The organism is Pseudomonas sp. SDO5532_S415 (assembly GCF_054071155.1).
Map to the genome: position 1 here is coordinate 118,829 of NZ_JBSVWS010000001.1, position 22,740 is coordinate 141,568.

The window sequence follows — 22,740 nt, forward strand, 5'->3', positions numbered from 1 at the left end:
TTTAGAACAACCGGTCTTTCAGCGCGCGGTGCAACTTGATCTGGGGTACCCACCCGATGGCACCGTTAATACCAGCGTTGCTGCATGCCCAATTGTCGTGAACAAGCTCTCTGACCTTGCTGGTCGTAAGCATCGGCTCGCCGGGAATCAGATAGGACAAAATGAGGTTAAATTGCGCCAGGCTGTTCAGCGCGCCACGAGGAATGGTCATCTGCCGCACAGGCGCGCGGCGTATATCAGCCCCAAGACTCGCCAGGCCCTTCCAGCTGTATCCACCTAACGTGCCGTCGCAGATCTCATACGTCGCAGGTCTCACCAACGGTGTAGTGATCCACTGCAATACGGCAGCGGTGAGATCAAACACATGGACGAAACTCAGGTGTGAGTTACTCGCGCTCAACCTAATCAACAGCCCACGCAACAACCAGGAAAACAAAGGCTGCAGCTCTCGATCGCCCGGACCATACACAGCAGTAGGTCTGAAAATACCGACGTTGATCTTTCCTGCCTCATGAAGAACTTCTTGCTCCGCGTTAAACTTGGAATTCGAGTACCAGGAAAGCTCAGGATGACGCGCCGCCAAGGAGGACATATGAAGAAATCGCTCGCAGTCCCCGCCGACACGCGCGGCCTTCATGACTCGACGACTACCGTCGACATTGGTGGCATGAAAGCCAGATACATCCCGCCCTCTGACAGCACCTGCGCAATGGACAACCATGCGTGCGCCTCTCACAAGCTCAGCAAGTGATCGTGAGTTTTCCAGCGAACCTCGCACCCAATAGATACCATTGCATAGACCCGACCGCGTCCTGCTCAAAGCGCGGACATTGAATCCTTGAGCTACCAACACTCGCCCGATCGGGCTGCCGATGAATCCGCTTCCTCCGGTCAGGGCCACCGTCATTGCCATCACGCGGAACCTGCGGCTGCAAGGGTTTCCTGGCGCGCCACCAGTCGACTGAGAAAGCGCATACGCGCTTCAGCTCGCGCAGGCTTGCCTGATGAGGTTCGAGGAATACTATGGGGTGGTACGAGCTCGATCTTGGGGGAGAGCCCGAACTCACTGTGGATCTTGGCAAACAAGGTGTGCAGTAGCAGTTCGCGCGCCTCTTGAGCGACGATCCGACATTGCACCTGCATTACCACCGATGTCTCCCCGTTGTCCTGCACAATGAACACGATGGCGTCTCCTGGTCTGACCTCTGGTTCTGATTCGGCGACCAGCTCGATGTCCTGGGGCCAGATGTTCCTGCCCCGGATGATGATCAGGTCCTTCTTGCGCCCGGTGACATACAAGTCACCGTCAAGCAGATAACCCAGATCACCGGTGTCCAGCCATCGTGTAACTTCCAGCTGCTGTCTCGACTCCTGATCCTCAAAGTACCCTGCCATCAGGCTTGGGCCAGAAATGACAATTCGACCAATACATCGCTCGGCGAGTGCATGGCCCGTGTCATCTAGTACCTGTAGTTGATGGCCCGGCAGAGGGCGGCCACAATTAACAAATGAGCTGACGGCCACGGATTGCTCAGTGGCTTTAACTGCCCGCCCTTCCAGTTCCAGAATGTCCCGGTCCACCCGATCGACCTGTCCGCCAGCACCGGGTGCGGCGAAGCTGACGGCTAATGTATTTTCAGCCAGGCCATAACATGGCATGAACGCGCTGGCTTTAAAGCCCGCTGGAGCAAAGTGCTCCGCGAAGCGGTTCAGCGTGGAAATCGCAATGGGCTCAGCGCCTACACCCGCCACTCGCCACCACGAAAGATCAAGGCTTTCTACCTCGGCAGTACTGCAGCGTCGCACACACAAGTCGTACCCAAACGGCGGCGCAACAGACACAGTGCCTCTGTTACGGCTCATCAGGCTCAACCATTGCTTGGGGCGCATGGCGAAATCCCGTGTCTGCAGGTAGTCAACCGATAGCTGAGTGGCGACCGGGGTCAGGACGAAACCAACCAACCCCATATCGTGGTAATACGGCAACCAGGAAATGCAGCGATCGTGAGGTTTCAGCCCGATTCCATGAAGGCTGATGCCTCGAAGATTAGCCATTACCGATCGCTGCGTTACGACCACCCCCCGAGGAAAGCGGGTACTGCCCGAGGTGTATTGCAAGTAGGCGATATCATCCGGCTGCGGACGCACGAGCTTGACGTCAAACATGCCGAGCGCTTCGACCGAATCAAAGTCGCCAGAGAATTTCAGAGCGCTAGGATCTACAGCCTCACCTACAAACGGCAGCCACTCTCGGCCACCGATAATTGCAGAGGGGGAACAACTGGCCAACAATCCTCGCAGCTTTTCAACGTACGCATGATGATGCCCCACCCCTGCAGGAATAGGCAGCGGCACCGGGATCAGACCAGCGTATTGACACGCAAAAAAAGCTTTAACAAAGCAAGGTGTCGTGTCTGCGATAAGCCCTACACGGTCGCCCTTCCTTAGGCCAACACCCAGTAACTTCTTCGCCGCTACAACGGCTCGAGCCTGCAATTCTCTGTACTCAACAACAGCCACCAGATGACAACGTCGGTCATAGAAGTTCATGCCCGTCTGCCCGAGGGCCGCGTAGTCAAGCGCTTCGGTGAGTGAAGAAAAGTCCGCAAAACGTTGAGGCAATGAACGCACAGCACTTGTCTCTGACAGATAGAGAACGGTCATAGATCTGAGCTCTTTATCAGGCGCACCACTAAATCTCGCGCTAGGTTTTAGGTCACGACATGCACGGAAGGAAACTTTGCACTACGCAATTAGCGAACAAACCAACATCATGCTCACCAACCGACAAATCGTATGAGTACCCGGACATTTTTAATTTTTCCGCCTGGCCGTCCCTGCTATAAAACACATAAAAGCAACCCACAGCTGCTGATAAGTACTGTCATTTAAGACCCATCTTCGAACATATCACTCAGATGAAAATAGCCAGACCACTACAAACCCGCCTGCCAACTTAAGACGTAACCGTGGCCAAGATACACCAAGCTCAATACATGGCTCCCCTAGGAAACCATGCGCCTAAAACCGCCTAAAAACAGAGCTTTAAGAAAAGGGTCACACCACTCCTTGACCCAAGGGACAATCGGTCTCATGGCGTTATATATAGCCGTAACAAAATATTTCAGCAACAGTTAAATACAGTTTTCAAGCACCCAGCCTCAATGGTACACAGGCACGCGAATTGGGGTCCCTCATTTATGCAGAAAGCAAATAACAGCCATGGACAAAATGAATTCATTAGTAAAAACAACAATAGTTAAAAGTCAGCAAGATCTTGATATCTTTATTTCACTTCCTGGAGTGCTATATAAAAATGATCCCAACTGGATTGAGTCGCTGCACTTAGAACGGCGTGAACATCTGTCGAAAAGGAACCCAACTTCTGAACACATTAGCTGGCAAGCTTGGATCGCAACACGCGAAGGCGTACCTGTGGGTCGCATCCTCGCTCAGATCGATAGGCTGCACCAAGAGCTCCATGGTGCAGATACCGGTCATTTCGGAATGCTCGATGCAATCGACGATCCGGAGGTATTTCTCAGCTTACTCACCACCGCTGAAGCGTGGCTGCATGCGCATGGAGTCAAGCAGATTACTGGGCCCTTCAGCATGAATATCAACCAAGAGAGCGGCTTGCTGGTTGAAGGTTTTGATACACCCCCTTCGGCCTTCATGAATCATCACCATCCTTACTACCAAACACACCTGCATACGCTGGATTACCGCAAAGCCATCGACCTTCTGGCTTACTGGATGCGTACCGACGAACTGAATTTTCCGCCCCCCCTTCAGAAGATGATGAATCGCGAACGCTCACAGATTCGTATCAGAATGCTGGACAGGTCGAGGTTCAACGAGGAAATGCAAACGCTGCGCGATATTTTCAATGACGCCTGGGCGAATAATTGGGGTTTCGTACCCTTCACCGAAAGAGACTTCGGCGACATGGGTAAGCAACTAAAACTCCTGGTACCAGACGACCTCATCTATATCGCGGAAATTGACGATGAACCCTGTGCGTTCATCGTCGCCATGCCGAACATTCATGAAGCAATCGCACCCCTCAAAGGCAAACTTTTACCTTTTGGCTGGCTTCGGTTGCTGTGGAAATTGAAGGTCACCGGCATTCGAACTGCGCGAGTCCCATTGATGGGTGTCAGGCAACGTCACCAGTTCAGTAGGCAGGGGCCGGTATTGGCATTGCTGCTGATCGAAGCACTCAAAGCCCCCTTTGTCAGACGCAAACTCAATGCTTTGGAGATGTCATGGATTCTTGAAACGAATACCGGTATGCGCACGATTCTTGAACGCATTGGTGCAACGGCCTACAAAAGGTATCGACTCTATGAAAAGAGCATCTGAGCCGGTGCGCTTTTCAGCGCTTGTATTGGCAGGTGATCGACATGCCAATGATCCCGTAGCTGCAATGAGTGGTTTGGGGTGCAAGGCCCTCACGAAAGTCCAGGGCATACCGATGCTTCATCGCGTGCTGGCTGCCTTGAGAGCGAGCGATCGCATCACTGAAATTACTCTCGTGGGTCCTTCGCGTCAGGCTTTGGACAATGACCTGCGCATGCACACACTTTTGGGTCGTGGAGAAATTTTCGCTCTGGAACCTGCACCCACGCCCAGTGCCAGTGCGTTGTTGGGACTACAGCATGTCAAAACCCGGCCCTTATTTGTCACGACCGCTGACCATGCCCTTCTGCGCCCGGAGATCGTTGACTATTTCCTTGATTGTTCGCGCCACAGCGGTTGCGATGTTTCAGTTGCTTTAACGCCACTGGAAACGGTAACGACAATGTTTCCAGGACATCGTCGCACAGCTATCAAACTCAAGGGTGGTCCGTATTGCGGTAGCAACATGTTCGCGTTCATGACGCCGGAAAGCGAAAAACTCGCCGCATTCTGGCGATCTGTCGAAGAGCAGCGCAAAAGCCCGAGAAAGGTGATCGCAAGTGCCTTGGGCTTGGCCGCGACCTTGAAGTACCTGATGGGTACGCTGTCGCTCGAACAGGCGCTGCAACACATCTCATCAATGGTCGGATTGAAGATCGGCGCTGTCCTCATGCCATTTGCGGAAGCCGCCGTAGACGTCGACTCCGTTAGTGATCACGCGCTAGTGGAACGTTTTTTATCGAAGCGAGAGCGTTGATCAGAAAGCTCTTTTGACTGCTTGAAAAATCCTGCGCCCCTTACGTTGTGATGCTACGCCGAAGCCGCTCAGCCCCATGGCTCTGCGGAAGGGGAAATAGGAACAACTCATTGCACCGCCTGACCACAAGGCCCAGAAATGCTTTTGATCGAGCGCTACATCATTGCCGAAATTCGTCACTCTGTATCGATCATGGTGGGCATTCTCACGTTTGTATTCGCAAGCTATTCAGCGCAGCGCTATCTGACACAAGCGGCCAACGGCACTCTGGCTTTGCAGTCTGTGATCGACATGGTGGTTTACAAGGTCATCATCGCGCTCGAAATGTTGGTGCCGGTCGCGTTGTACGCCTCGGTGGCCATCGCCATGGGCAGGCTGTACCACGACTCAGAGGTCACCGCTATTCTGGCCTCCGGTGCGAGCCCATTACGGCTTTATCGGGCCATCGCGCTGATCTCCACTCCGATCGCCATCGCTGTGACGGTCCTATCGGTCTACGGACGCCCCTGGGCGTATACCCAAACCTATCGCCTGGAACAGGAGTCCAAGGCTGATCTGGACGTGAATCATCTATTGAATCAACGGTTCAACCTCAACCCCGACAACGGCAGAATGATTCTCGCAGAACAGGTCGACCACGAATCAGGCAACCTGAAAAACACGCTCATCTACGATCCTGGCAAAGGGAAGACTCGTGTCTTTCGCGCCAATCTTGCGAGGGTGGTCGACCCTAATCCAGATGATCCGATAATCACGATGACGAACGGGACATCCTACACGCTGCAACATGCGGGAACGAAGGACATCACGCTCCTTTTCAATACCATGGCGCTGCACATGAAGCCCATCGAAACGGAGGAAAACTACAAGCGCAAAGGAACATCGACCGAACAGCTAAACGCGTCTTCCCTGCCGAAAGACAAAGCGGAATTACAATGGCGCGAAACACGCGGCATCTCTGCATTTCTTCTCGCGCTACTTGCTGTCCCCTTGAGTCGAAGCGCGCCACGCAAAGGTCGCTTCTCAACCTTGCTACCCGTCAGCATGCTGTTCGCAATCATCTTCTACGCCGGCAACATTTGTCGGACGCTAGTGGCCAATACCACCATCGCGCTTACACCTGGCGTCTGGCTGATGCCGTTGCTCATGGCATTGGGAGTTCTTGCGTTCATGGCCCGAGACTTGTCTCTGCTGCGTCGGCGCTCGAAATGAAAATAGCGAGCTCCTACCTCATTCGTAATGTCCTCATCGGTTTCGTCGCGGCAGCAGCACTGCTACTCCCCTTGTTCACCACTTTTGACCTGATCAATGAGCTCGAAGATGTGACGTCCGATGGCTATCGATGGAACCAGGCACTTATCGTTGTGCTGATGACACTGCCCAGACGCGCTGTTGATTTAAGTCCCTTCATTGCGTTGCTGGGAGGCATCGTCGGATTAGGCCAACTGGCAACCACGCAGGAATTGACAGCGATGCGCACGGCCGGGTTCTCAATCGTGCGCATCGCAACCACTACCGTTGTGGCCGGTTTGATTTTCGTCGTAATGATGGGCGTCATGGATGAATGGGCTGCATCACCACTGCAGCAGCGCAGTGTATTCATCAGAAACGAAGCCCTGGCCTTTTCAGGTGGGTCCACAAAGCCCAACGGCAGCATCTGGGCAAGGCGAGGCAATGAGGTGGCACGAATCGGCGCGATGGCACGGCACAACACGCCAGTCAGCATCGAGATCTTTCGTTATGCCCCAGACATGAGCCTTAAATATTACGTCTTTGCCGACAGTGCTGACATCCGTCCGGACGGAACCTGGTTACTCAAGAATGCCCAGATCAGGGAGTGGAAGCAGGCCGATGAAAGCATTAGTCAACAAGAGTATCTCGCGTGGCAATCGGTGTTTTCAGAACGACGTCTGAAAGAACTGACCCTGCCAACTGACAGCTTCTCCGTCATACAGCTGTATCGATACATCAAGTTCTTGGCCAGTTCTGACCAACCTACCGCGGAATATGAGATGGCTATTTGGCAAAAACTCGGACGTCCAGTTCTGACACTGGCAATGATCCTTTTTGCGGTGCCTTTCACGTTCGTTCAACAGCGCTCTCCCGGGTTAGGTGGACGCCTGGCGATCGGAGCCGTATTAGGCCTGCTGATCTACGTGAGTAATCAGATCATAGCCAATCTCGGTTTGTTGTTCGCTGCCAACCTCATGCTGACCACGCTACTGCCATCGTTCGCTTTGCTTGGCATCGCCATGATGCTCGTACATCGATTCGACCGGATGAGCTGATGAGCTGATGAGCTGATGAGCACAACACCTTCAGTGATTCGGCACGACTGCTTTGTTCCATCTATCACAACTGCAGGTTATTCCAATGATTGATCCGATAGCCCTCCCAAAGCATGTTGGAGTAGTTTTCAACCCCAAGAGTGGACATGTCAGTCGAAATCTCAAAACGCTTCGCAGGCTGGCGTTACAGATACCGCATTCAATGGTCATTGAAGCGACAAACCCTACCGAGATTGCAGAGGCGTTAGACACTTTCAACCTTGGGGTGAATGACCTGCTAGTGGTCATCGGCGGAGACGGCAGTCTTCAGGCTGCACTTACCGCCTCGCTCAGACGGTCAATGAACTCGACGCCTCTCATTCTGGCGCTACCTGCAGGCACAACCAACATGAGTGCGGTTGATCTGGGGATGACCATGACACCCGCATCCACGCTCGAGGCGCTGATCAGTTGGCTCATAGGAACTTCCCCCGCCCCCTCGGTCAGCACTCGATCAATCCTTCAAATCTCTGATGCCGGTTCCAGCCTTCCGCAATTCGGATTGTTTTTTGGGGCCGGCGCGATTATCGATGGCGTCAGATACTTCCACTCCGAAGTGCGTCCCAAGAACATTCGGGGCGCTTTAGGACCTGCCTTCACCTTTATGCGCATGCTGCTTTCCTTGTTTCGACGCAATGAACAAGATGTCAACTTGGCTACGCGGGCAGGCCTGCAACTGCAGCACCAATATCTGTACTCCCCATGGCTACTGATCCTCGCCACTACGCTCGATAAGCTGTTACTCAAGAGCACACCCTATTGGGGGCTTGAGCGAGCACCGATGCATTTCACGGCAATCGCCCATCACGCACCGCGTCTTCTTTCATCTCTCCCATTCCTGTTGCGCGGCAAATCCAACGCAGCCATGCAGGAAAGCCGAGCATATGTCAGCCAGAACCTGACTCACGCTGCTATTCACGATCTCAACGAATACCTTTTGGACGGCGAGCTTTTTGCGACCCGCAGCCCACTATGTCTTTCGGCAGACGTTAGCGCACGATTCATCCTGTTTGATGCCGAGCCAAACAATGCGTAGCACACGACCGATCGAACCCACACCAGAGTTACTGCAAAGTGTTCGTCTAGAGACTTCACGCCCGGTGGCATCGGACCTTCAAACGGTCACGGAAACATTACGAGCGCGGTTCGGCACTGCAATGATGGCGCTGCTGTTTTATGGCTCGTGTCTTCGTGAGGGAAATCTGCGAGATAGCTTGATCGACCTCTACGTACTTACGGATGACTATTCCAGCACACGCATGGGAATTGCGTTCGGTTTGGCCGATCGATGCCTGCCACCCAACGTTTTCCTGCTCAAATTACCAGCGCCAAATGGTGGATTTTTACGCGCAAAGTGCGCTTTGGTAACCCTGAAAGATTTTGAGAAAGGAACATCGACCTGGTTTCACAGCTATTTATGGGGCAGGTTTTCGCAACCCTCCAGGCTTGTGTATTACCAGGACGAAATCGTCAGATCACGTGTTCATCATGCATTGGGCCGTGCAGTAATCAGAATGGTGTCCGAAGCTGTCCCGTTTATGCACTCCGCCGTCTCAAGCACCGAACTCTGGGAGCATGCCTTGTCGTTAACCTATGCGACTGAACTGAGGCCTGAAAAATTGAGCCGGTCGAGCGAGATCGTCGGTTCCAACTCCGAGTATTTTATCCAGATGACACACGGAGCAGCCGCGTCGATACCCGATTTGAGCCCGATTGAAGGTCGACAGGACGAATTTGTGTACCGAGCCGAGGTATCAGGAGGACGACTCTTTCGATGGAAATGGAAGTTCAGACGTCTGCTAGGTCGTACTCTGAATATCTTGCGGCTGATCAAGGCACTTTTTACCTTTGAAGGCGCCGTCGACTACGCGCTCTGGAAGCTTGAAAGGCACCTGGGTGAAACGGTCAAGGTCAGCCCACATCTGCACCGCTATCCGCTTATCTTCTGCTGGCCTTTGCTATGGCGATTGCTACGTAGTCGCCGTCTTCGCTGAACAGCGCTACTCGCGGACCTGACTGATAAACGCTCAAGGCAAAACAACTGATGCTGATTATATATCTGCGCGATCGATCATAAGATTGAGCTTAGTACTCTTCGAATTTATCGTCGCTGACCCGCGACCTAACCATTCTCCCGATGCAGGCTTCCCATTTTTTGAGACTCGAGCTGTCACCTGAATCGCGCCCGCTCGCGACAAAGTACTGCTAATGATCATGACGTCTGCATCTGAGAACTCCAGCTCTACAGGAAGATTGGAGACTTTTAACCGCTTAGCAGCAAGAGGTACTTTGGACCCCGAAACCGTCTGGACAAAAACGAACACACTGTCATTTAAACCGACTTTATTTATAATTTCAGGTGAAATTTCAACCCGCACCCGAAGCAAAATTGGGGATATATCAACTCCGCCGCGATTGACCAAATCAGTGTTATCCCGTCCTTTTGAAGCACCTTCTTCTGCCTTTTTAATGCCCTCGATCAAAGCAGTGCGTGATATATCGTCAGAGCTCATTCTTATCAATGCTTGGTTCCAGTATTTTAGAGCATCTACATAACGCTTTTCCTCGAAGGCTGATAATCCCAAAAGGCTCAAACTCACTAGCTCATTCGGATCATTCGCTAGCGCTTCATCTGTCAACGCTTGTACCGTCGCCGACCATTTTTTTCCGTTTGAAAAATATAGTGCTTCAGCCCACCCACCTAAAAATTCTGGTCGACGCCCCGCCAGTGACACCGTTCGCTCAAACATTTTGGCGGCATCCTCAGGTCGCCCCTGAGCCATATAGTTTTGAGCCAGGAAGTATGCACTTTCAGCAGACTCAGGTTGCGCGTTAACCGCACGCTCTAAGCGACTGGTCATGACAGCCAATGAACCAGCAGGTTGGGCAAACTCACGAGTCAGCTCAACCTTGTCGCGAGCCCCAAAATGTAGGTACATGCACAAGCCGAGTACCGGCACCAAAATCGCCACCAATAATGGCGCTGGCTTGCCAAGGTGTGAAATACGTTGCTCGGTGATGCCTTCGGTGTCCGCGAGCAGTTCACGGGCTGCCTCGGCACAGCCGGCGTCCATCTGCGCCGCATCAAGAACACCTTCTACCTGCTGAGTTTGCAACTCCTCCAAGCGATTCTGATACAACGCGACGTTCTGAGCGGTACGATCCTCTTCGCGCAGGGCATGACAACCTCGCAGAACCGGAATCAATAGAAAATTCAGGGCCACCAGAAGTAGAAGGCCTGCGACAAGCCAGAAATCAATCATTCTTGATTTATATCCAACAGGTAGTTGAAACGCTTACGTTCCTCGGCCGAAAACGAGCCCAGCGGTTCGACGCGATGTAAACGACGGCGACGGACGATTACAGCGATGATCACGAAGCCACCCAACAACAGTCCGGCGGGGCCGAACCAAAGCAAGGCAGTCTCGGCGTTCAGGGCAGGCTTGTAGCGAACGAAATCACCGTAGCGGTCGACCATGAAATCGATGATCTGCTGGTTGTCTTTGCCCTCACCGAGCATGCGGTAGATTACCTTGCGCAGGTCGGCGGCGATCGGAGCATTGGAATCGGCAATATCCTGGTTCTGGCACTTGGGACAGCGCAGCTCTTTAGTCAGCTCGCGAAAACGGTCGCGATCCACTTCCCTGGTAAACTCATAGGTGTCGATGGCAGCATGCGCCACGCTGGTTAGGCTCAAGCCGATGACTACAGCCACGATCCAACGCTTCATAGCTTGGCCTCATCGACCAATGCCTGATACTTAGCCGCCAGTTTTTCCCGCCAGATCTGCTCATCGATCACTCCAACAAACTTGTCGCGAATGATGCCATTGGCGTCGATGAAGAAGGTCTCTGGAGCGCCGTACACACCAAGATTCAGACCTAGCGTCCCTTCGTCATCACGGATGTCCAACTGATACGGATTGTGGAACTCAGCCAGCCACTTCAAAGCGCCAGCATTGACGTCCTTGTAATTGATGCCGTAAATCACCACACCTTTCTCGGCCAGTTTATTCAGCACCGGATGCTCGACCCGGCAGGAAATGCACCAGGTGCCCCAGACGTTGACCAACACCGGCCTGCCAAGGATATCGGCACGGGTCAGTGTCTTATCGCCCTGCACCGTTGGCAGGGTGAAATCAGGGAATGGTTTACCGATCATCGCCGAGGGTAACTCGGCCGGATTAAGGTACAGGCCGCGATACAGGAAAACAGCTACCACCAGAAAAACCGTCAGCGGTATCAGCATTAACCAGCGTTTCATGCTGTGGCTCCAGACAGGCCCAATGTTTCCCGCACACGGCTTTTGACCTTGACCCGATAACGACGATCCAGCGCCGCCAGCAATCCACCGAGCCCGGTGAGCAATCCGCCAAACCAGATCCATCGCACGAACGGTTTGATGTGAACGCGTACCGCCCAGGCGCTCTCTCCCAGTGATTCGCCCAGTGCCACGTAGAGATCACGGGAGAAACCGGCGTCGATTCCGGCTTCGGTCATTACCGTGTTCTGCACGGTGTAGCGACGTTTTTCCGGATGCAGCACGCTGACTTCCTTGCCATCGCGGATCACCCGGATGGTGCCCTTGTCGGAGGTGAAGTTCGGGCCTTCGAAGTGCTTGGCGCCCTCGAACACAAAGTGGTAACCCGCCAGGTCCATGGATTCGCCTGGCGCCAGGCGCAGGTCGCGCTCGGCACTGTTCTGGCTCGACAGCACCACGCCCAGGGCGCAAACCGCGATGCCCAGATGCGCCAGTTGCATGCCCCAGTAGCTGCGAGTCAGGGTCGGCAGGCCTTTGATCAGGCCCTTGTGACGAGTCTTGTCGAATATGTCACGGACACCGGCCAGCAACACCCAGGCGGCGAGCATGAAGGTGGCGAGCACCGCCCAGTTGAAATCGCCGTAAACGACTCCGGCCACCACAGCCAGCGCGGCGCTACCGAGCAGTACCGGAGTGAGCATGTCCGTCAGCCATTTCACCGGCGTGTCTTTCCAGCGTACGATCACGCCGACCGCCATCACCAGCATCAACAGTGCCATCAACGGTATGAACAGCGCGTTGAAGTACGGCGGGCCGACCGAGAGTTTCGCGCCGGTCATCGCATCCAGAATCAGCGGATACAAGGTGCCGAGCAGGATCGTCGACGCTGCCACCATCAGCACCAGGTTGTTGCCAAGCAGCAGGGTTTCCCGTGACCAGAGGTTGAAGCCGACATGGCTTTTGACCACTGGCGCGCGCAGGGCGAACAGCGTCAGCGAACCGCCGACCACAAACAGGAGGAAAATCAGGATAAATACACCACGCGCAGGATCGGAGGCGAAGGCATGCACCGAGGTCAACACACCGGAACGCACAAGGAAGGTGCCCAACAGGCTCAATGAAAACGCAGCAATGGCCAGCAACACGGTCCAGCTCTTGAACACGCCCCGCTTTTCGGTGACCGCGAGGGAGTGGATCAGCGCAGTGCCCACCAGCCATGGCATGAAGGAAGCGTTTTCCACCGGGTCCCAGAACCACCAGCCGCCCCAGCCGAGTTCGTAGTAGGCCCACCAGGATCCGAGGGTGATGCCGATGCCGAGAAAGGCCCAAGCGACGATGGTCCACGGACGTGACCAGCGGGCCCAGGCCGCATCGAGGCGACCACCCAGCAGTGCGGCAATGGCGAAGGAGAAGGCCACGGAGAAGCCGACATAACCCATGTACAGCATCGGTGGGTGGACGATAAGTCCAATGTCCTGCAGCAGTGGATTGAGGTCGCGTCCATCCACCGGAACCTGCGGCAGGATGCGCGAAAAGGGGTTCGAGGTGAGGATCAGGAACAGGAGAAAACCGGTACTGATCATGCCCATCACCGCCAGCACCCGCGCCAGCATCACTTGCGGCAACTGGCGGGAGAACACTGAAACCGCGAAGGTCCAGCCGCCCAAGATCAACGCCCATAGCAGCAACGACCCTTCGTGGGCGCCCCACACAGCGCTGAACTTGTAGTACCACGGCAAGGCACTGTTGGAGTTGCTGGCCACATACGCGACAGAGAAATCGTCGGAGATGAAAGCGTAAGTCAGGCAACCGAAGGCGAACACCAAAAAGGAAAACTGGCCCCACGCGGCCGGCTGTGCAAGGCTCATCCACAAACGGTCACCCCGCCAGGCGCCGAGCAAGGGCACAACAGACTGAACCAGCGCGAAACACAGCGCCAAAATCATCGCCAAATGACCTAGTTCTGGGATGAAGATTCCGGCTGTCATCAGTTAACCCTCTTTCGCTGAAGCAGTTGCCGACTTACCGCTATCTTTCAACGCCTTTGTCACTTCTGGCGGCATGTACTTTTCATCGTGCTTAGCCAGTACTTCGTCGGCGACCACCACGCCGTCGGCATTGAGCTTGCCCAAGGCGACGATTCCCTGCCCCTCACGGAACAGGTCCGGAAGGATGCCGCGATAGGTGATGGTCACGGATTTTTTCAAGTCGGTGACAACGAACTTTACGTCCAGCGAGTCGTTGGATCGCTGCAAGGAACCGGCCTCGACCATGCCGCCTGCGCGAATGCGCGTGTCAATGGGGGCTTCGCCATTAGCGATTTGGGTCGGCGTGTAAAACAGATTGATGTTTTCCCGTAATGCACTCAACACCAAGGTAGATGCAGTGCCAATACCTATCACCATGCTTAACACGAACATCAACCGTAACTTATGGACCTTACTCATGTTTTTTCCTCCCGCCGTATTCTTCGAAACTCCTGCTGCAAATAACGTCGATGCGCCAAAAGCGGCAGTAGGACATTTATAGAAAGGACAAGAAAACAAACACCGTAGGCTGACCAAACGAATAGGCCATGCTGGCCCATTTCAACGAAATCACTGATGGAAGAAAAAATCATTGTTTTAGCCCCCTCGGAAGGATGGCCGACTGGCTCTTCAACACCTCGTTTTGAACCCAACTAGTTCGAGATTCACGTTTTAGCAGCTCCAAACGAATGCGTAACAACAACACCGCGCCAAAAAAACAATAGAAGCCGAGCATAGTGAGTAACAAGGGAAGCCACATAGCAGCCGGCATTGCCGGCTTTTCCGTAAGACTGAAGCTCGCACTTTGATGGAGCGTATTCCACCATTCCACCGAATATTTGATGATGGGGATATTGATCACACCTACGATCGCCAATACTGCGCAGGCTTGAGCTGCACTATTTCGGTTAGTGATCGCGTTACCTAGCGCAATGAGCCCGAAATATAAGAATAATAAAATCAACATGGAAGTTAATCTAGCATCCCAAACCCACCATGACCCCCAGGTTGGCTTACCCCAAATAGCTCCGGTAACCAACGCTACCGCAGTCATCCACGCACCGACGGGGGCCGCGCACTGTAGAACGACATCAGCAAGTTTAATTTTCCAAACCAGCCTGACTACTCCACACATCGCCAACATCACATAACACGACTGCGCAAGCATCGCGGCTGGCACATGGATATACATAATTCGAAAACTATTACCTTGCTGGTAATCCGGAGGAGCAAAGGCTAAACCCCACACTACCCCGGCAACAACCAGCAGTACGGCAAGGCCACTCAACCAAGGCAAAAAACGGCCGCTCAGTTCATAAAACCATTTGGGCGAACCCAACCGATAAAACCATTGAAATGCCATAGCCATATGTCCGAATTACGAGTTCAATAACCGAATTTAATAAATAGCTATTACAACAGCGGCCCGTAGAGCGTCAGCAAACAGCTTTCTACTTACTAAATGTCGCAATATACGCAATGACATCACGTCGAGCCTGTTCATCACTAACTTTTACAGTCATTCGCGTCGTAGCTGTCTCATCATGTGCCACACTCTTGATGTAGCCCTGGGGATCCCCTAGCCAGCTAAATATTTTGTCTTTATCCCAACTAACTCCGGCCATAGAGGCTTTTTGCAAACCGGTGTCGTAAGAATAATCTTTAACTGAACCCATTTTTCGATTCAACACATTCGTCAACATTGGACCAATACCGTTAGTCGCATCGGGCCCGATCTGGTGGCAAATTGAGCACTGTTGAAAAACTGCCTCGCCACGTTTTGGATCGCCCTCTTGAGCAAGCGCTGTTTTAACCGAAACAAGCGTGATCAGTCCGATAAAAACTGAAACTGAAAAACTAGCTGATATAATTTTCATATAGAACTCCTAGGTTAGTACACTAATGATTTCTAACGAAACGTCAAAAAAGACGTTTTATTCAAGCACATCCAGCAGCATACAAAGCAAATCTGTGCAAATTCGCCATGTACTCTAAAGATCTAAAAACCTGGCCAGCTCATGGATTCATTCAACCTCGCAGAGTGAGTCGATGTGCCTTTCTAAATTTTATTCTCGGAACGCTAACCCCTAATGTCAAGCAACGGAGCTAGTGTTTGGCAAAGTCCGCACGTTTTTGAAAGAGGTACACCTACACGTGCGCTAGCCTCCACTACGCACCATAACCAAACATTCCGTGTGCGGGATCAGAAACTCGAATTTTGCCTATTGGAGATAACACAATGAAAAGCCTGAGATTCAACAAGGCAACCTCAATAGCAATAACTGCTTGTATAGGATTATATGCCGCTGCTGCGCAATCTTCAGACTATCCGGATGTAAAAATTGGGCCTAAATTCAACGAAAAAGGCCAATTAATGCAACCAAAAGATTTTCGTCAGTGGGTATTTATCGGAGCCCCTCTTACACCAAACGGACTGAACAACGGAAAGGCTGGCTTTCCTGAATATCACAACGTTTACGTCGAACCAGCAGCTTTTGAATACTATCGAAAAACAGGTACCTGGCCTGAAGGTACGATGATGGTGAAAGAATTGCACCTGACCCAAAAAGGTCAACTACCCGATGGATCAAGCGTGGAACCATCTGGGAGAGGCTATTTTCCGGGCGGCGGACCCAGCGGTCTAGACATCTCCGTCAAAGACAGCAAACGGTTCGCAAAAACCAAAAACTGGGGCTTTTTTAACTTTGGCCACCACGCACCTCCCTTCGAAGCAGTATCTACAGAGGCACCAAAAGAATCGTGCGCTGGATGCCATATCGATAACGCCAAAGAAGATATGGTATACGTGCAATTTTACAAACCAATCCTAACTCCTCTACCGCTTCCTTAACCCAAAAAAAAGATCAAAAAATAAGCCTTATTTTATAAGAAAATAAGGCTTATTTTTCATTGGATACAGCCCCTCACAGTACACTTCCTGTCTTTATCGTTACCCCCCAACTCCTAATTCTTCTGCACGGAACCATAACCTGGATCGAGCTCAATATTCTCATTCGCCCTAATATTTGCCCAATACCGCAATAAAAAGCGCAGGTTTTTGAAATATGCCTATAAAACAATAGGTTACGATATCAGAAGCTTTAATGGCGTTCAATTTAGATGTCAACAAACATGAACCTCAGCATTCCGAATGGTTCGACGCCAATGTTGAAGCTAACAGAATCAAACCAAATGTGATCAGGGAAAATTGATGGTGCTTTGCACGCAAATGATTGACTTTTTAGCTGGAGATGAAAATCCGCTTGCGGCTGAGGATCAGAATATTTTACGAAACTCGATTATGGAACTTTGCGAATCTAATGTTTCAACAGGATCAATCAAAGCTGGTGACCGCGCGCCCGACTTCACTCTCACCAGTATCGGGGGAAACGAAGTTCGCTCGGCCGACCTGGTTCGAAAGGGACCGTTGATAATTGTTTTTATCAGAGGACTATGGTGCAAGTATTCGAACACAACGCTTACCGCGCTTGAGGGGATTAATAAGTCCATCATCAGCAGGGGTGCTTCAATTATCGCCATTGCACCACAAATACATTTTTCCAGCACTGACATGCAGAGAAAAGATCTCCTGAGTTTTCCAGTGTTACGCGACACCCATAGTCGAGTCGCGCAGCAATTCCAAGTGACATGGCGCCTTTCTTACTTACTGAAAAAAAAGTACCAAATGCTAGGCGCAGACCTTGATAAGTTGAATGGAGAGGACAGCTATACGCTACCAATGGCTTCAATATTTATTATCGACAAACAAGGAATTATTGTATACTCAGAAGTTAATGCAAATTATGTACAACCCATTAACGACGATGAACTTTTCTTAGTGCTGGACAATATGCCGCGGCTTCGAAAAGCCCGAGCGATGGAATAGCTGCTTACCCACTTCAGCGAAAACGAGATAAAAAATGCGACACCAAAGGCACATACAGTCAAAAAATGAAGCACACTTTCACCCTGTGGTCCTGGTCAGTGCACGCATTTTAAATTGTGAATCGCCGAGCAGCTACGTTGCAAACACCGGGCGCTTCACGTTAATCATTTTTCTAAGTGGTAACGGGCGCTTGGTTTTTAATACTGCGTCAGCCAGCATCGACGTAGAAGTAAAAGTAGGAACCACAGTACTTATCGGCGACATCGAAAAAAATCACACCATGTCGTGGGGCGCACCGAACAAATTTCTCGAAATCGCTATCGAAGACAGATTTGTATCTGCAGTAATAGCCGCTGTTACGCCAAGTAAAACGGCACTGTCAGACGTCATAGGGGTTTATGGCCCCGAAGCCGGGTTTGGCGCACTGGCAAAGCGTTTAGCAGAAAAAATGCACGGCCAACGGTATAGCAGTGCGAGCTTAGTAGCGGATGGCTATTATTGCGCGCCTGCCGCACGATTTCTGATCGCCATGATGGTTAGCATTCGGAACAATAAAATCGACAATAAACGCAACCAGAAAAGCCTTCAGCTTCCCGAAAGAACATTGAAAGCTATTGTCGATTACATTGAAAATGAAATTTCATTCGCTATCAGCGTGTCAGAAATGGCCGAAATCGCAACACAGAGTAGATTCTATTTCGCTCGAACTTTTCGAGCAAGTACCGGTCGCTCGCCACATTCGTATGTTTTGGACAGCAGGCTACGTCGGGCAGAGTTTTTACTATCTGAAACTGATATCAGTTTGTCGCAAATCGCAAATGACTCTGGTTTCAACTCCCAATCGCATTTCACAACAACATTCAAGAAACGGATAGGCATTACGCCGGGACAGTATCGAGACCTTCATCGTTGAAAATCATGACAGTTAATTAACCCCGACTTACTAAAAACTGTTAATAAGCCCCGGACAAGAAAATTTACTTTTTCTGCTCATAGGCCATAACATTGACCTTAGCTTCTTCTAGTAACTGTTTGATCATACTCTCTTGTTCTTCATAGTTACCCTCTCCAAAGTAGGCAAAGCGCACTTGCCCTTTAGCATCGATGAGGTAGTGTGCAGGCCAGTACTGATTGTAAAAACTGCGCCAAATTGTGTTGTTGTTATCAATGGCTACTGGGTAGGTAATACCGTACTCCTTCACCTTATTTTTGACGTTTTCAACAATACGTTCGAATCCATATTCTGGTGTATGTACACCAATCACCAACAAACCTTCTTTTCTATATTTTTCTGCCCAGAGCTTAACGAAGGGTAAATCTCGCTTGCAGTTGATGCAATCAAAGGTCCAAAAGTCCACAAGCACGATTTTACCTTTTAATGAGTCATTCGTAAGTGCAGGTGAATTAATCCATTCCACAGCGCCTGACAAAGAGGGCATGGCACCTAGGCTATTATTTTTAGGCTGATCCTTTATTTGCCCAGGGAGATAGCTTGTCCATTCTGGTAAGTGTTTTAATACGCTTTTCTCGACATCACCGACTCCTTTCGACAATGCTTCGGGCAGAAGCACGCTAACGGTATCGGTAGAGATCACTGCCGCACCAACTAACATTGCCACTCCCCCACCCCTCCGCATCCAGCCCACTACCGACATCGACGGTTTAAAACGATTAACTATACCGCGCCCGGCGAAAATGAAAAAACCGAGAGACATCGCGCTTCCTAAGCCATAGGCTACTAACAGCAAGCTAGTGTCGACGCTGGCACCTTCAAGCATGGCACTGGTCAGAATCCCCCCTAGAATCGGCCCCGCACACGGCGCCCAGAGCAAACCAGTTGCAACACCGATTAACACTGAGCCAGGCATTCCTGATATTCCGCGCTTGATTGGATCGAGAACATTGGCAAGCAAAACAAAAGGTCGTGTTACCCAGTCACCAACTCGGGCAAACATTAGCGACAGTGCAAACAACACCATTACAATCAGGGCTACATGACGACCGACGCTGCTGACACCTACAATCCACTCGGTACTGACCACCGCGAGACTGGATATCAACGCAAAAGTCAGTGCCATTCCAACAAGCGTCAGGAGTATCGATAACCGTGTGCGATTAGCGCCAGCGAATAGAAATGGTACTACTGGAAGAATGCAAGGGCTAAGAACAGTCAACATACCGCCGAAAAAAGCAATAAACAACATGATCCACCCTTTTTAAATAAGGATATAGAAATGCTACTCAGGGAACCGACTTTATCGCATCGCGCGACAAAGTCGGTGCTTTCACAGTCATGTTGACTGTCAATTGGCCAAAACAGGATATCCCCTGGTCCGTTACAGGCGCAGCTGTGAGATGGTTCCCAGCGCTTGAAAACGTATTAAGACACTCAAATTTCTGGGTAATCTAACACCGTGTCGTTAATCCGATTAACCGTATTGATAAACATGGTGGCGGCAATAGTGAGCGATATGCCTATGATCTGACTTTCGGAATAGCCTGCCTCAATGATTGACTGCACATCTAACGAGCTAAGAGTCCCCGTGCTTGATACGATATTTCGAACAAATTCGATAAGCGCATCTCTTCTTGGGTCCTCAGTACTTCTGGACCCCCGTATTCTCACAATGGCATCATACGAAAGCCCGGAGAACTTGGCTTTGAGACTGTGGACCGCGATGCCGTAACGGCACCCCGACCAAACACTTACAACCAGTCTTATGATTTCTAAATCCGCATCTGAAATTTCGCTCTGTGCGACTACCTCATCTAGCCGTAATACAGCGTGCAGCCCCTCAGGACTGTGCGTCCCAATGGTTAGGTAGGTGTTAGGTATCATGCCCGCGGCTCTTTTTATAGACGCAAACGTTTCAGCCACTAATCCGGTAGCTTCATGCGGCTCCATAGTGGTTAGGCGTGACATCGAAAACTCCTCTGGATATAGCTTCCAGTAGCGATTTATGACAACTTCAAGCCTAACCCTCCACATTCGCCATGTTAATGCTAGTATTTACCATTATTATGCTCGAGCGTCTCAAATGGACATCTTAAGCAGCCTACTTTTCCTCATGCCTGTGAGTGGTGCACTCGACACCCGATGTCATTTCAGCCCTCCCTGGAGGCTGGACTACGCTGCCACCGGTCCCTGTGAGATCCCTTACCACGTCCTTTTGCGCGGAACAGCACAGGTGGACGATGGGAAAAACCCCGTTTTGTCAATGCAAGCGGGAGATATCTTACTGATCCCCTCCGGTGTCCCCCATGTTCTGTATGAGGGCAGCGGATCACCATCGACGGTTGGCAAAATGCACCGCGAAAGGGGACTTCAGGTTCGAACTAACAGCAAAGACCCGAAGCCAGTCAATATGCTGTGTGGAAGATTTATCTTGCCATCCTCCCCACGACAAATGATCAAGGAAAGCTTGCCTCAACAACTAATCATTAGAGGAGTAAAAGTGCCAGAAGAACTGGCTCACCTGACAGAGGAACATGTGGCCAGTAGCCGCTTGGCTCGCTTGATCACATTGATGCATGAAGAGGCGATAGAGCATGGTCCTGGCAGTGAATCAATGATGAATCACATGTCCGGAGCTCTTTTTGGCATGACCTTACGTTTAGCCAGTGAGAGCGCTGAGCCCCCTATAGGCCTACTGCGCCTGGCACAACGACCAAGGCTCCAGCCAGCTTTTACGGCGATGTTTGAAAACTACTCCAGAACATGGACTATGGCTGAACTAGCGGACTTGTGCTCAATGTCGAGAGCGACGTTTGCAAGGCAATTTGCTGAAGCTGCAGGCAGATCCGCCAACGATCTGCTTGTTGAGATACGGATGGCAAATGCAAGTAAGCAACTCGCCGAGACATCTGACCCCATCGCTAAAATAGCTCAAGACTGCGGTTATCAGTCAGATGCCGCATTCCAGAGGGCCTTCAAGAAACATATGGAAATGACACCCGCAAGATGGCGAATTCAATCAGCATACCTTGCGAAGCGAGACTTTGCTGACCAAAGCTAGTTTTGACCTGCCCTACATCTGACACGGCTCTACCTAGGCTAAAAGTCGCACGACAATTTTCCAGCCAACACTAGCCTGCCTTTTCAAGGTAAAAGATACGAAAAATCAGCACGATTTTGAAATAAACAATTGAACAAGCAAGATAATCTGTGCCAACTCTGAAGCTGAAATATATCCAGATTTTAATTTAATCTGTGAATACGGGTCTCGCTAAAGGAATTAGTAAGGTCGTCCCTTGGGTGGGCGCATGCTTTAGAGATTATGCGCCCACTCTTTTTTAAACTAACTAATCATTAATATAAAAACACGCCTCCAAAAACACTAGAAACTGTCAGGCGGGGATAATTCATCACTTGCAAAAATCTGACTTCGATAGCTCAATGAGTAAATCCCAAGCTCAACCACGAAACAATATCAGCGCAACTTGAATTCACGCATCTGGCCAAACTCCAAAAACAAGTACAGCGCCAAAAATCAACTATCAACGTCTCTTTGATAGGTAGCGGGCACCATCTGATAACCACTTCTCGAGGTAATACGATGAACACTCCCCTCAATCAACCACCTAAAAACGAGCTGAAAATCCTTACTGTGTTAGCCGAGCCAGCAGGCTCACTCATCACGCGTATCGGCGAGATTACTACTTTTGCTGCTTTAACCATAATTTATCTATGGTTCGGCGGAATGAAATTTACCATGTATGAGGCGAATGGCATCTCCGGTTTTGTGAGCCACAGCCCACTTCTATCGTGGATGTATAATTTCATGAGCATTAATGGATTCTCATACTTCCTGGGCATTCTTGAAATTTCAATTGGGTTATTAATCGCAGCGAGGTGCGTATCCCCAAAGCTTTCAGTTATTGGAGGCATATTATCTGTAGGATTATTTGTAACGACTCTTTCCTTTATGCTCAGCACCCCACTCGTATTTGAGCCGGCTCTCGGCTTCCCCGCCATAACTGTTGTACCAGGCCAATTTCTATTAAAGGATATCGGCTTACTGGCTGCATCCTTCGTTATAATCGGAAATTCCCTCTCAGCCATCGAGACTCAAAAAAAATAGA

General features: G+C 51.0%; 23 protein-coding genes. 11 read left to right on the plus strand and 12 right to left on the minus strand.

Annotation, left to right across the window (positions count from 1 at the left end):
- Position 1: 1 nt before the first annotated feature.
- A complete protein-coding gene (locus tag ACW9HW_RS00555; protein WP_457397408.1) occupies positions 2-913 on the minus strand; it encodes an NAD-dependent epimerase/dehydratase family protein in 912 nt (303 codons plus the stop codon).
- The gene (locus ACW9HW_RS00560; protein WP_457397410.1) at positions 913-2,664 is read right to left on the minus strand and encodes a fatty acyl-AMP ligase; all 1,752 of its coding nucleotides are present in this window, start codon (positions 2,662-2,664) and stop codon (positions 913-915) included. The genes ACW9HW_RS00555 and ACW9HW_RS00560 overlap by 1 nt, the downstream gene beginning before the upstream one ends.
- Before the next feature lie 558 nt (positions 2,665-3,222).
- Here ACW9HW_RS00560 and ACW9HW_RS00565 point away from each other — a divergent pair.
- From ACW9HW_RS00565 to ACW9HW_RS00590, 6 genes are all read left to right on the plus strand, one after another.
- Positions 3,223-4,365 (plus strand): N-acetyltransferase, encoded by a 1,143-nt coding sequence (locus tag ACW9HW_RS00565; RefSeq protein WP_457397412.1) that lies wholly within the window; start codon positions 3,223-3,225, stop codon positions 4,363-4,365.
- Complete coding sequence (locus tag ACW9HW_RS00570) at positions 4,349-5,158, plus strand: nucleotidyltransferase family protein (protein ID WP_457397414.1); 810 nt, start codon at positions 4,349-4,351, stop codon at positions 5,156-5,158. The genes ACW9HW_RS00565 and ACW9HW_RS00570 overlap by 17 nt, the downstream gene beginning before the upstream one ends.
- Before the next feature lie 138 nt (positions 5,159-5,296).
- A complete protein-coding gene (gene lptF / locus ACW9HW_RS00575) occupies positions 5,297-6,370 on the plus strand; it encodes an LPS export ABC transporter permease LptF (protein ID WP_457397415.1) in 1,074 nt (357 codons plus the stop codon).
- Positions 6,367-7,446: an LPS export ABC transporter permease LptG gene (gene lptG, locus ACW9HW_RS00580; protein ID WP_457397417.1), complete on the plus strand. Its 1,080-nt coding sequence runs from the start codon at positions 6,367-6,369 to the stop codon at positions 7,444-7,446. The genes lptF and lptG overlap by 4 nt, the downstream gene beginning before the upstream one ends.
- 85 nt (positions 7,447-7,531) lie before the next feature.
- Positions 7,532-8,521 carry an acylglycerol kinase family protein gene (locus ACW9HW_RS00585; RefSeq protein WP_457397418.1) on the plus strand — a complete coding sequence of 330 codons (990 nt, stop codon included), beginning with the start codon at positions 7,532-7,534 and terminating at the stop codon, positions 8,519-8,521.
- Positions 8,514-9,479 carry a hypothetical protein gene (locus tag ACW9HW_RS00590; RefSeq protein WP_457397420.1) on the plus strand — a complete coding sequence of 322 codons (966 nt, stop codon included), beginning with the start codon at positions 8,514-8,516 and terminating at the stop codon, positions 9,477-9,479. Before ACW9HW_RS00585 ends, ACW9HW_RS00590 begins: the two co-directional genes overlap by 8 nt.
- A 57-nt stretch (positions 9,480-9,536) precedes the next feature.
- Here the strand turns inward: ACW9HW_RS00590 and ccmI are convergent, their stop codons facing one another.
- From ccmI to ACW9HW_RS00630, 8 genes are all read right to left on the minus strand, one after another.
- Complete coding sequence (ccmI, locus tag ACW9HW_RS00595) at positions 9,537-10,748, minus strand: c-type cytochrome biogenesis protein CcmI (protein ID WP_457397422.1); 1,212 nt, start codon at positions 10,746-10,748, stop codon at positions 9,537-9,539.
- Positions 10,745-11,215 (minus strand): cytochrome c-type biogenesis protein, encoded by a 471-nt coding sequence (locus ACW9HW_RS00600; protein WP_457397424.1) that lies wholly within the window; start codon positions 11,213-11,215, stop codon positions 10,745-10,747. The genes ccmI and ACW9HW_RS00600 overlap by 4 nt, the downstream gene beginning before the upstream one ends.
- A complete protein-coding gene (locus ACW9HW_RS00605; RefSeq protein ID WP_457397426.1) occupies positions 11,212-11,748 on the minus strand; it encodes a DsbE family thiol:disulfide interchange protein in 537 nt (178 codons plus the stop codon). The genes ACW9HW_RS00600 and ACW9HW_RS00605 overlap by 4 nt, the downstream gene beginning before the upstream one ends.
- Positions 11,745-13,733 (minus strand): heme lyase CcmF/NrfE family subunit, encoded by a 1,989-nt coding sequence (locus tag ACW9HW_RS00610; RefSeq protein ID WP_457397428.1) that lies wholly within the window; start codon positions 13,731-13,733, stop codon positions 11,745-11,747. Before ACW9HW_RS00610 ends, ACW9HW_RS00605 begins: the two co-directional genes overlap by 4 nt.
- A gap of 3 nt (positions 13,734-13,736) precedes the next feature.
- Positions 13,737-14,192, minus strand: coding sequence for a cytochrome c maturation protein CcmE (gene ccmE / locus ACW9HW_RS00615; protein ID WP_457397429.1), 456 nt, complete (start codon positions 14,190-14,192; stop codon positions 13,737-13,739).
- Positions 14,189-14,365, minus strand: coding sequence for a heme exporter protein CcmD (gene ccmD, locus ACW9HW_RS00620; protein ID WP_457397431.1), 177 nt, complete (start codon positions 14,363-14,365; stop codon positions 14,189-14,191). The genes ccmE and ccmD overlap by 4 nt, the downstream gene beginning before the upstream one ends.
- On the minus strand, positions 14,362-15,135 hold the full coding sequence (locus ACW9HW_RS00625) for a heme ABC transporter permease (RefSeq protein WP_457397433.1): 774 nt from the start codon (positions 15,133-15,135) through the stop codon (positions 14,362-14,364). Before ACW9HW_RS00625 ends, ccmD begins: the two co-directional genes overlap by 4 nt.
- 88 nt (positions 15,136-15,223) lie before the next feature.
- Positions 15,224-15,649, minus strand: a complete 426-nt coding sequence (locus ACW9HW_RS00630; RefSeq protein ID WP_457397435.1) for a c-type cytochrome — start codon at positions 15,647-15,649, stop codon at positions 15,224-15,226.
- A 362-nt stretch (positions 15,650-16,011) separates the two neighbouring features.
- Here ACW9HW_RS00630 and ACW9HW_RS00635 point away from each other — a divergent pair, with 362 nt between their 5' ends.
- The 3 genes from ACW9HW_RS00635 (at position 16,012) to ACW9HW_RS00645 (ending at position 18,571) form a co-directional block, all read left to right on the plus strand.
- Positions 16,012-16,623, plus strand: coding sequence for a cytochrome P460 family protein (locus ACW9HW_RS00635; RefSeq protein WP_457397437.1), 612 nt, complete (start codon positions 16,012-16,014; stop codon positions 16,621-16,623).
- Positions 16,624-17,001: 378 nt separating this feature from the next.
- Positions 17,002-17,658, plus strand: coding sequence for a peroxiredoxin-like family protein (locus ACW9HW_RS00640; RefSeq protein WP_457397439.1), 657 nt, complete (start codon positions 17,002-17,004; stop codon positions 17,656-17,658).
- A 34-nt stretch (positions 17,659-17,692) separates the two neighbouring features.
- A complete protein-coding gene (locus ACW9HW_RS00645; protein ID WP_457397440.1) occupies positions 17,693-18,571 on the plus strand; it encodes a helix-turn-helix domain-containing protein in 879 nt (292 codons plus the stop codon).
- A gap of 64 nt (positions 18,572-18,635) precedes the next feature.
- Here ACW9HW_RS00645 and ACW9HW_RS00650 read toward each other — a convergent pair whose 3' ends face one another.
- Positions 18,636-19,862 carry a cytochrome c biogenesis protein/redoxin gene (locus ACW9HW_RS00650; RefSeq protein WP_457397442.1) on the minus strand — a complete coding sequence of 409 codons (1,227 nt, stop codon included), beginning with the start codon at positions 19,860-19,862 and terminating at the stop codon, positions 18,636-18,638.
- Positions 19,863-20,047: 185 nt separating this feature from the next.
- A complete protein-coding gene (locus ACW9HW_RS00655) occupies positions 20,048-20,581 on the minus strand; it encodes a carboxymuconolactone decarboxylase family protein (protein ID WP_457397444.1) in 534 nt (177 codons plus the stop codon).
- A 115-nt stretch (positions 20,582-20,696) separates the two neighbouring features.
- Between ACW9HW_RS00655 and ACW9HW_RS00660 the strand changes: the two genes are divergently transcribed.
- Together ACW9HW_RS00660 and ACW9HW_RS00665 are read left to right on the plus strand one after the other, a co-directional pair.
- Complete coding sequence (locus ACW9HW_RS00660; RefSeq protein WP_027921822.1) at positions 20,697-21,674, plus strand: AraC family transcriptional regulator; 978 nt, start codon at positions 20,697-20,699, stop codon at positions 21,672-21,674.
- A 540-nt stretch (positions 21,675-22,214) separates the two neighbouring features.
- On the plus strand, positions 22,215-22,739 hold the full coding sequence (locus ACW9HW_RS00665) for a YkgB family protein (protein WP_457397447.1): 525 nt from the start codon (positions 22,215-22,217) through the stop codon (positions 22,737-22,739).
- Position 22,740: the final 1 nt, after the last annotated feature.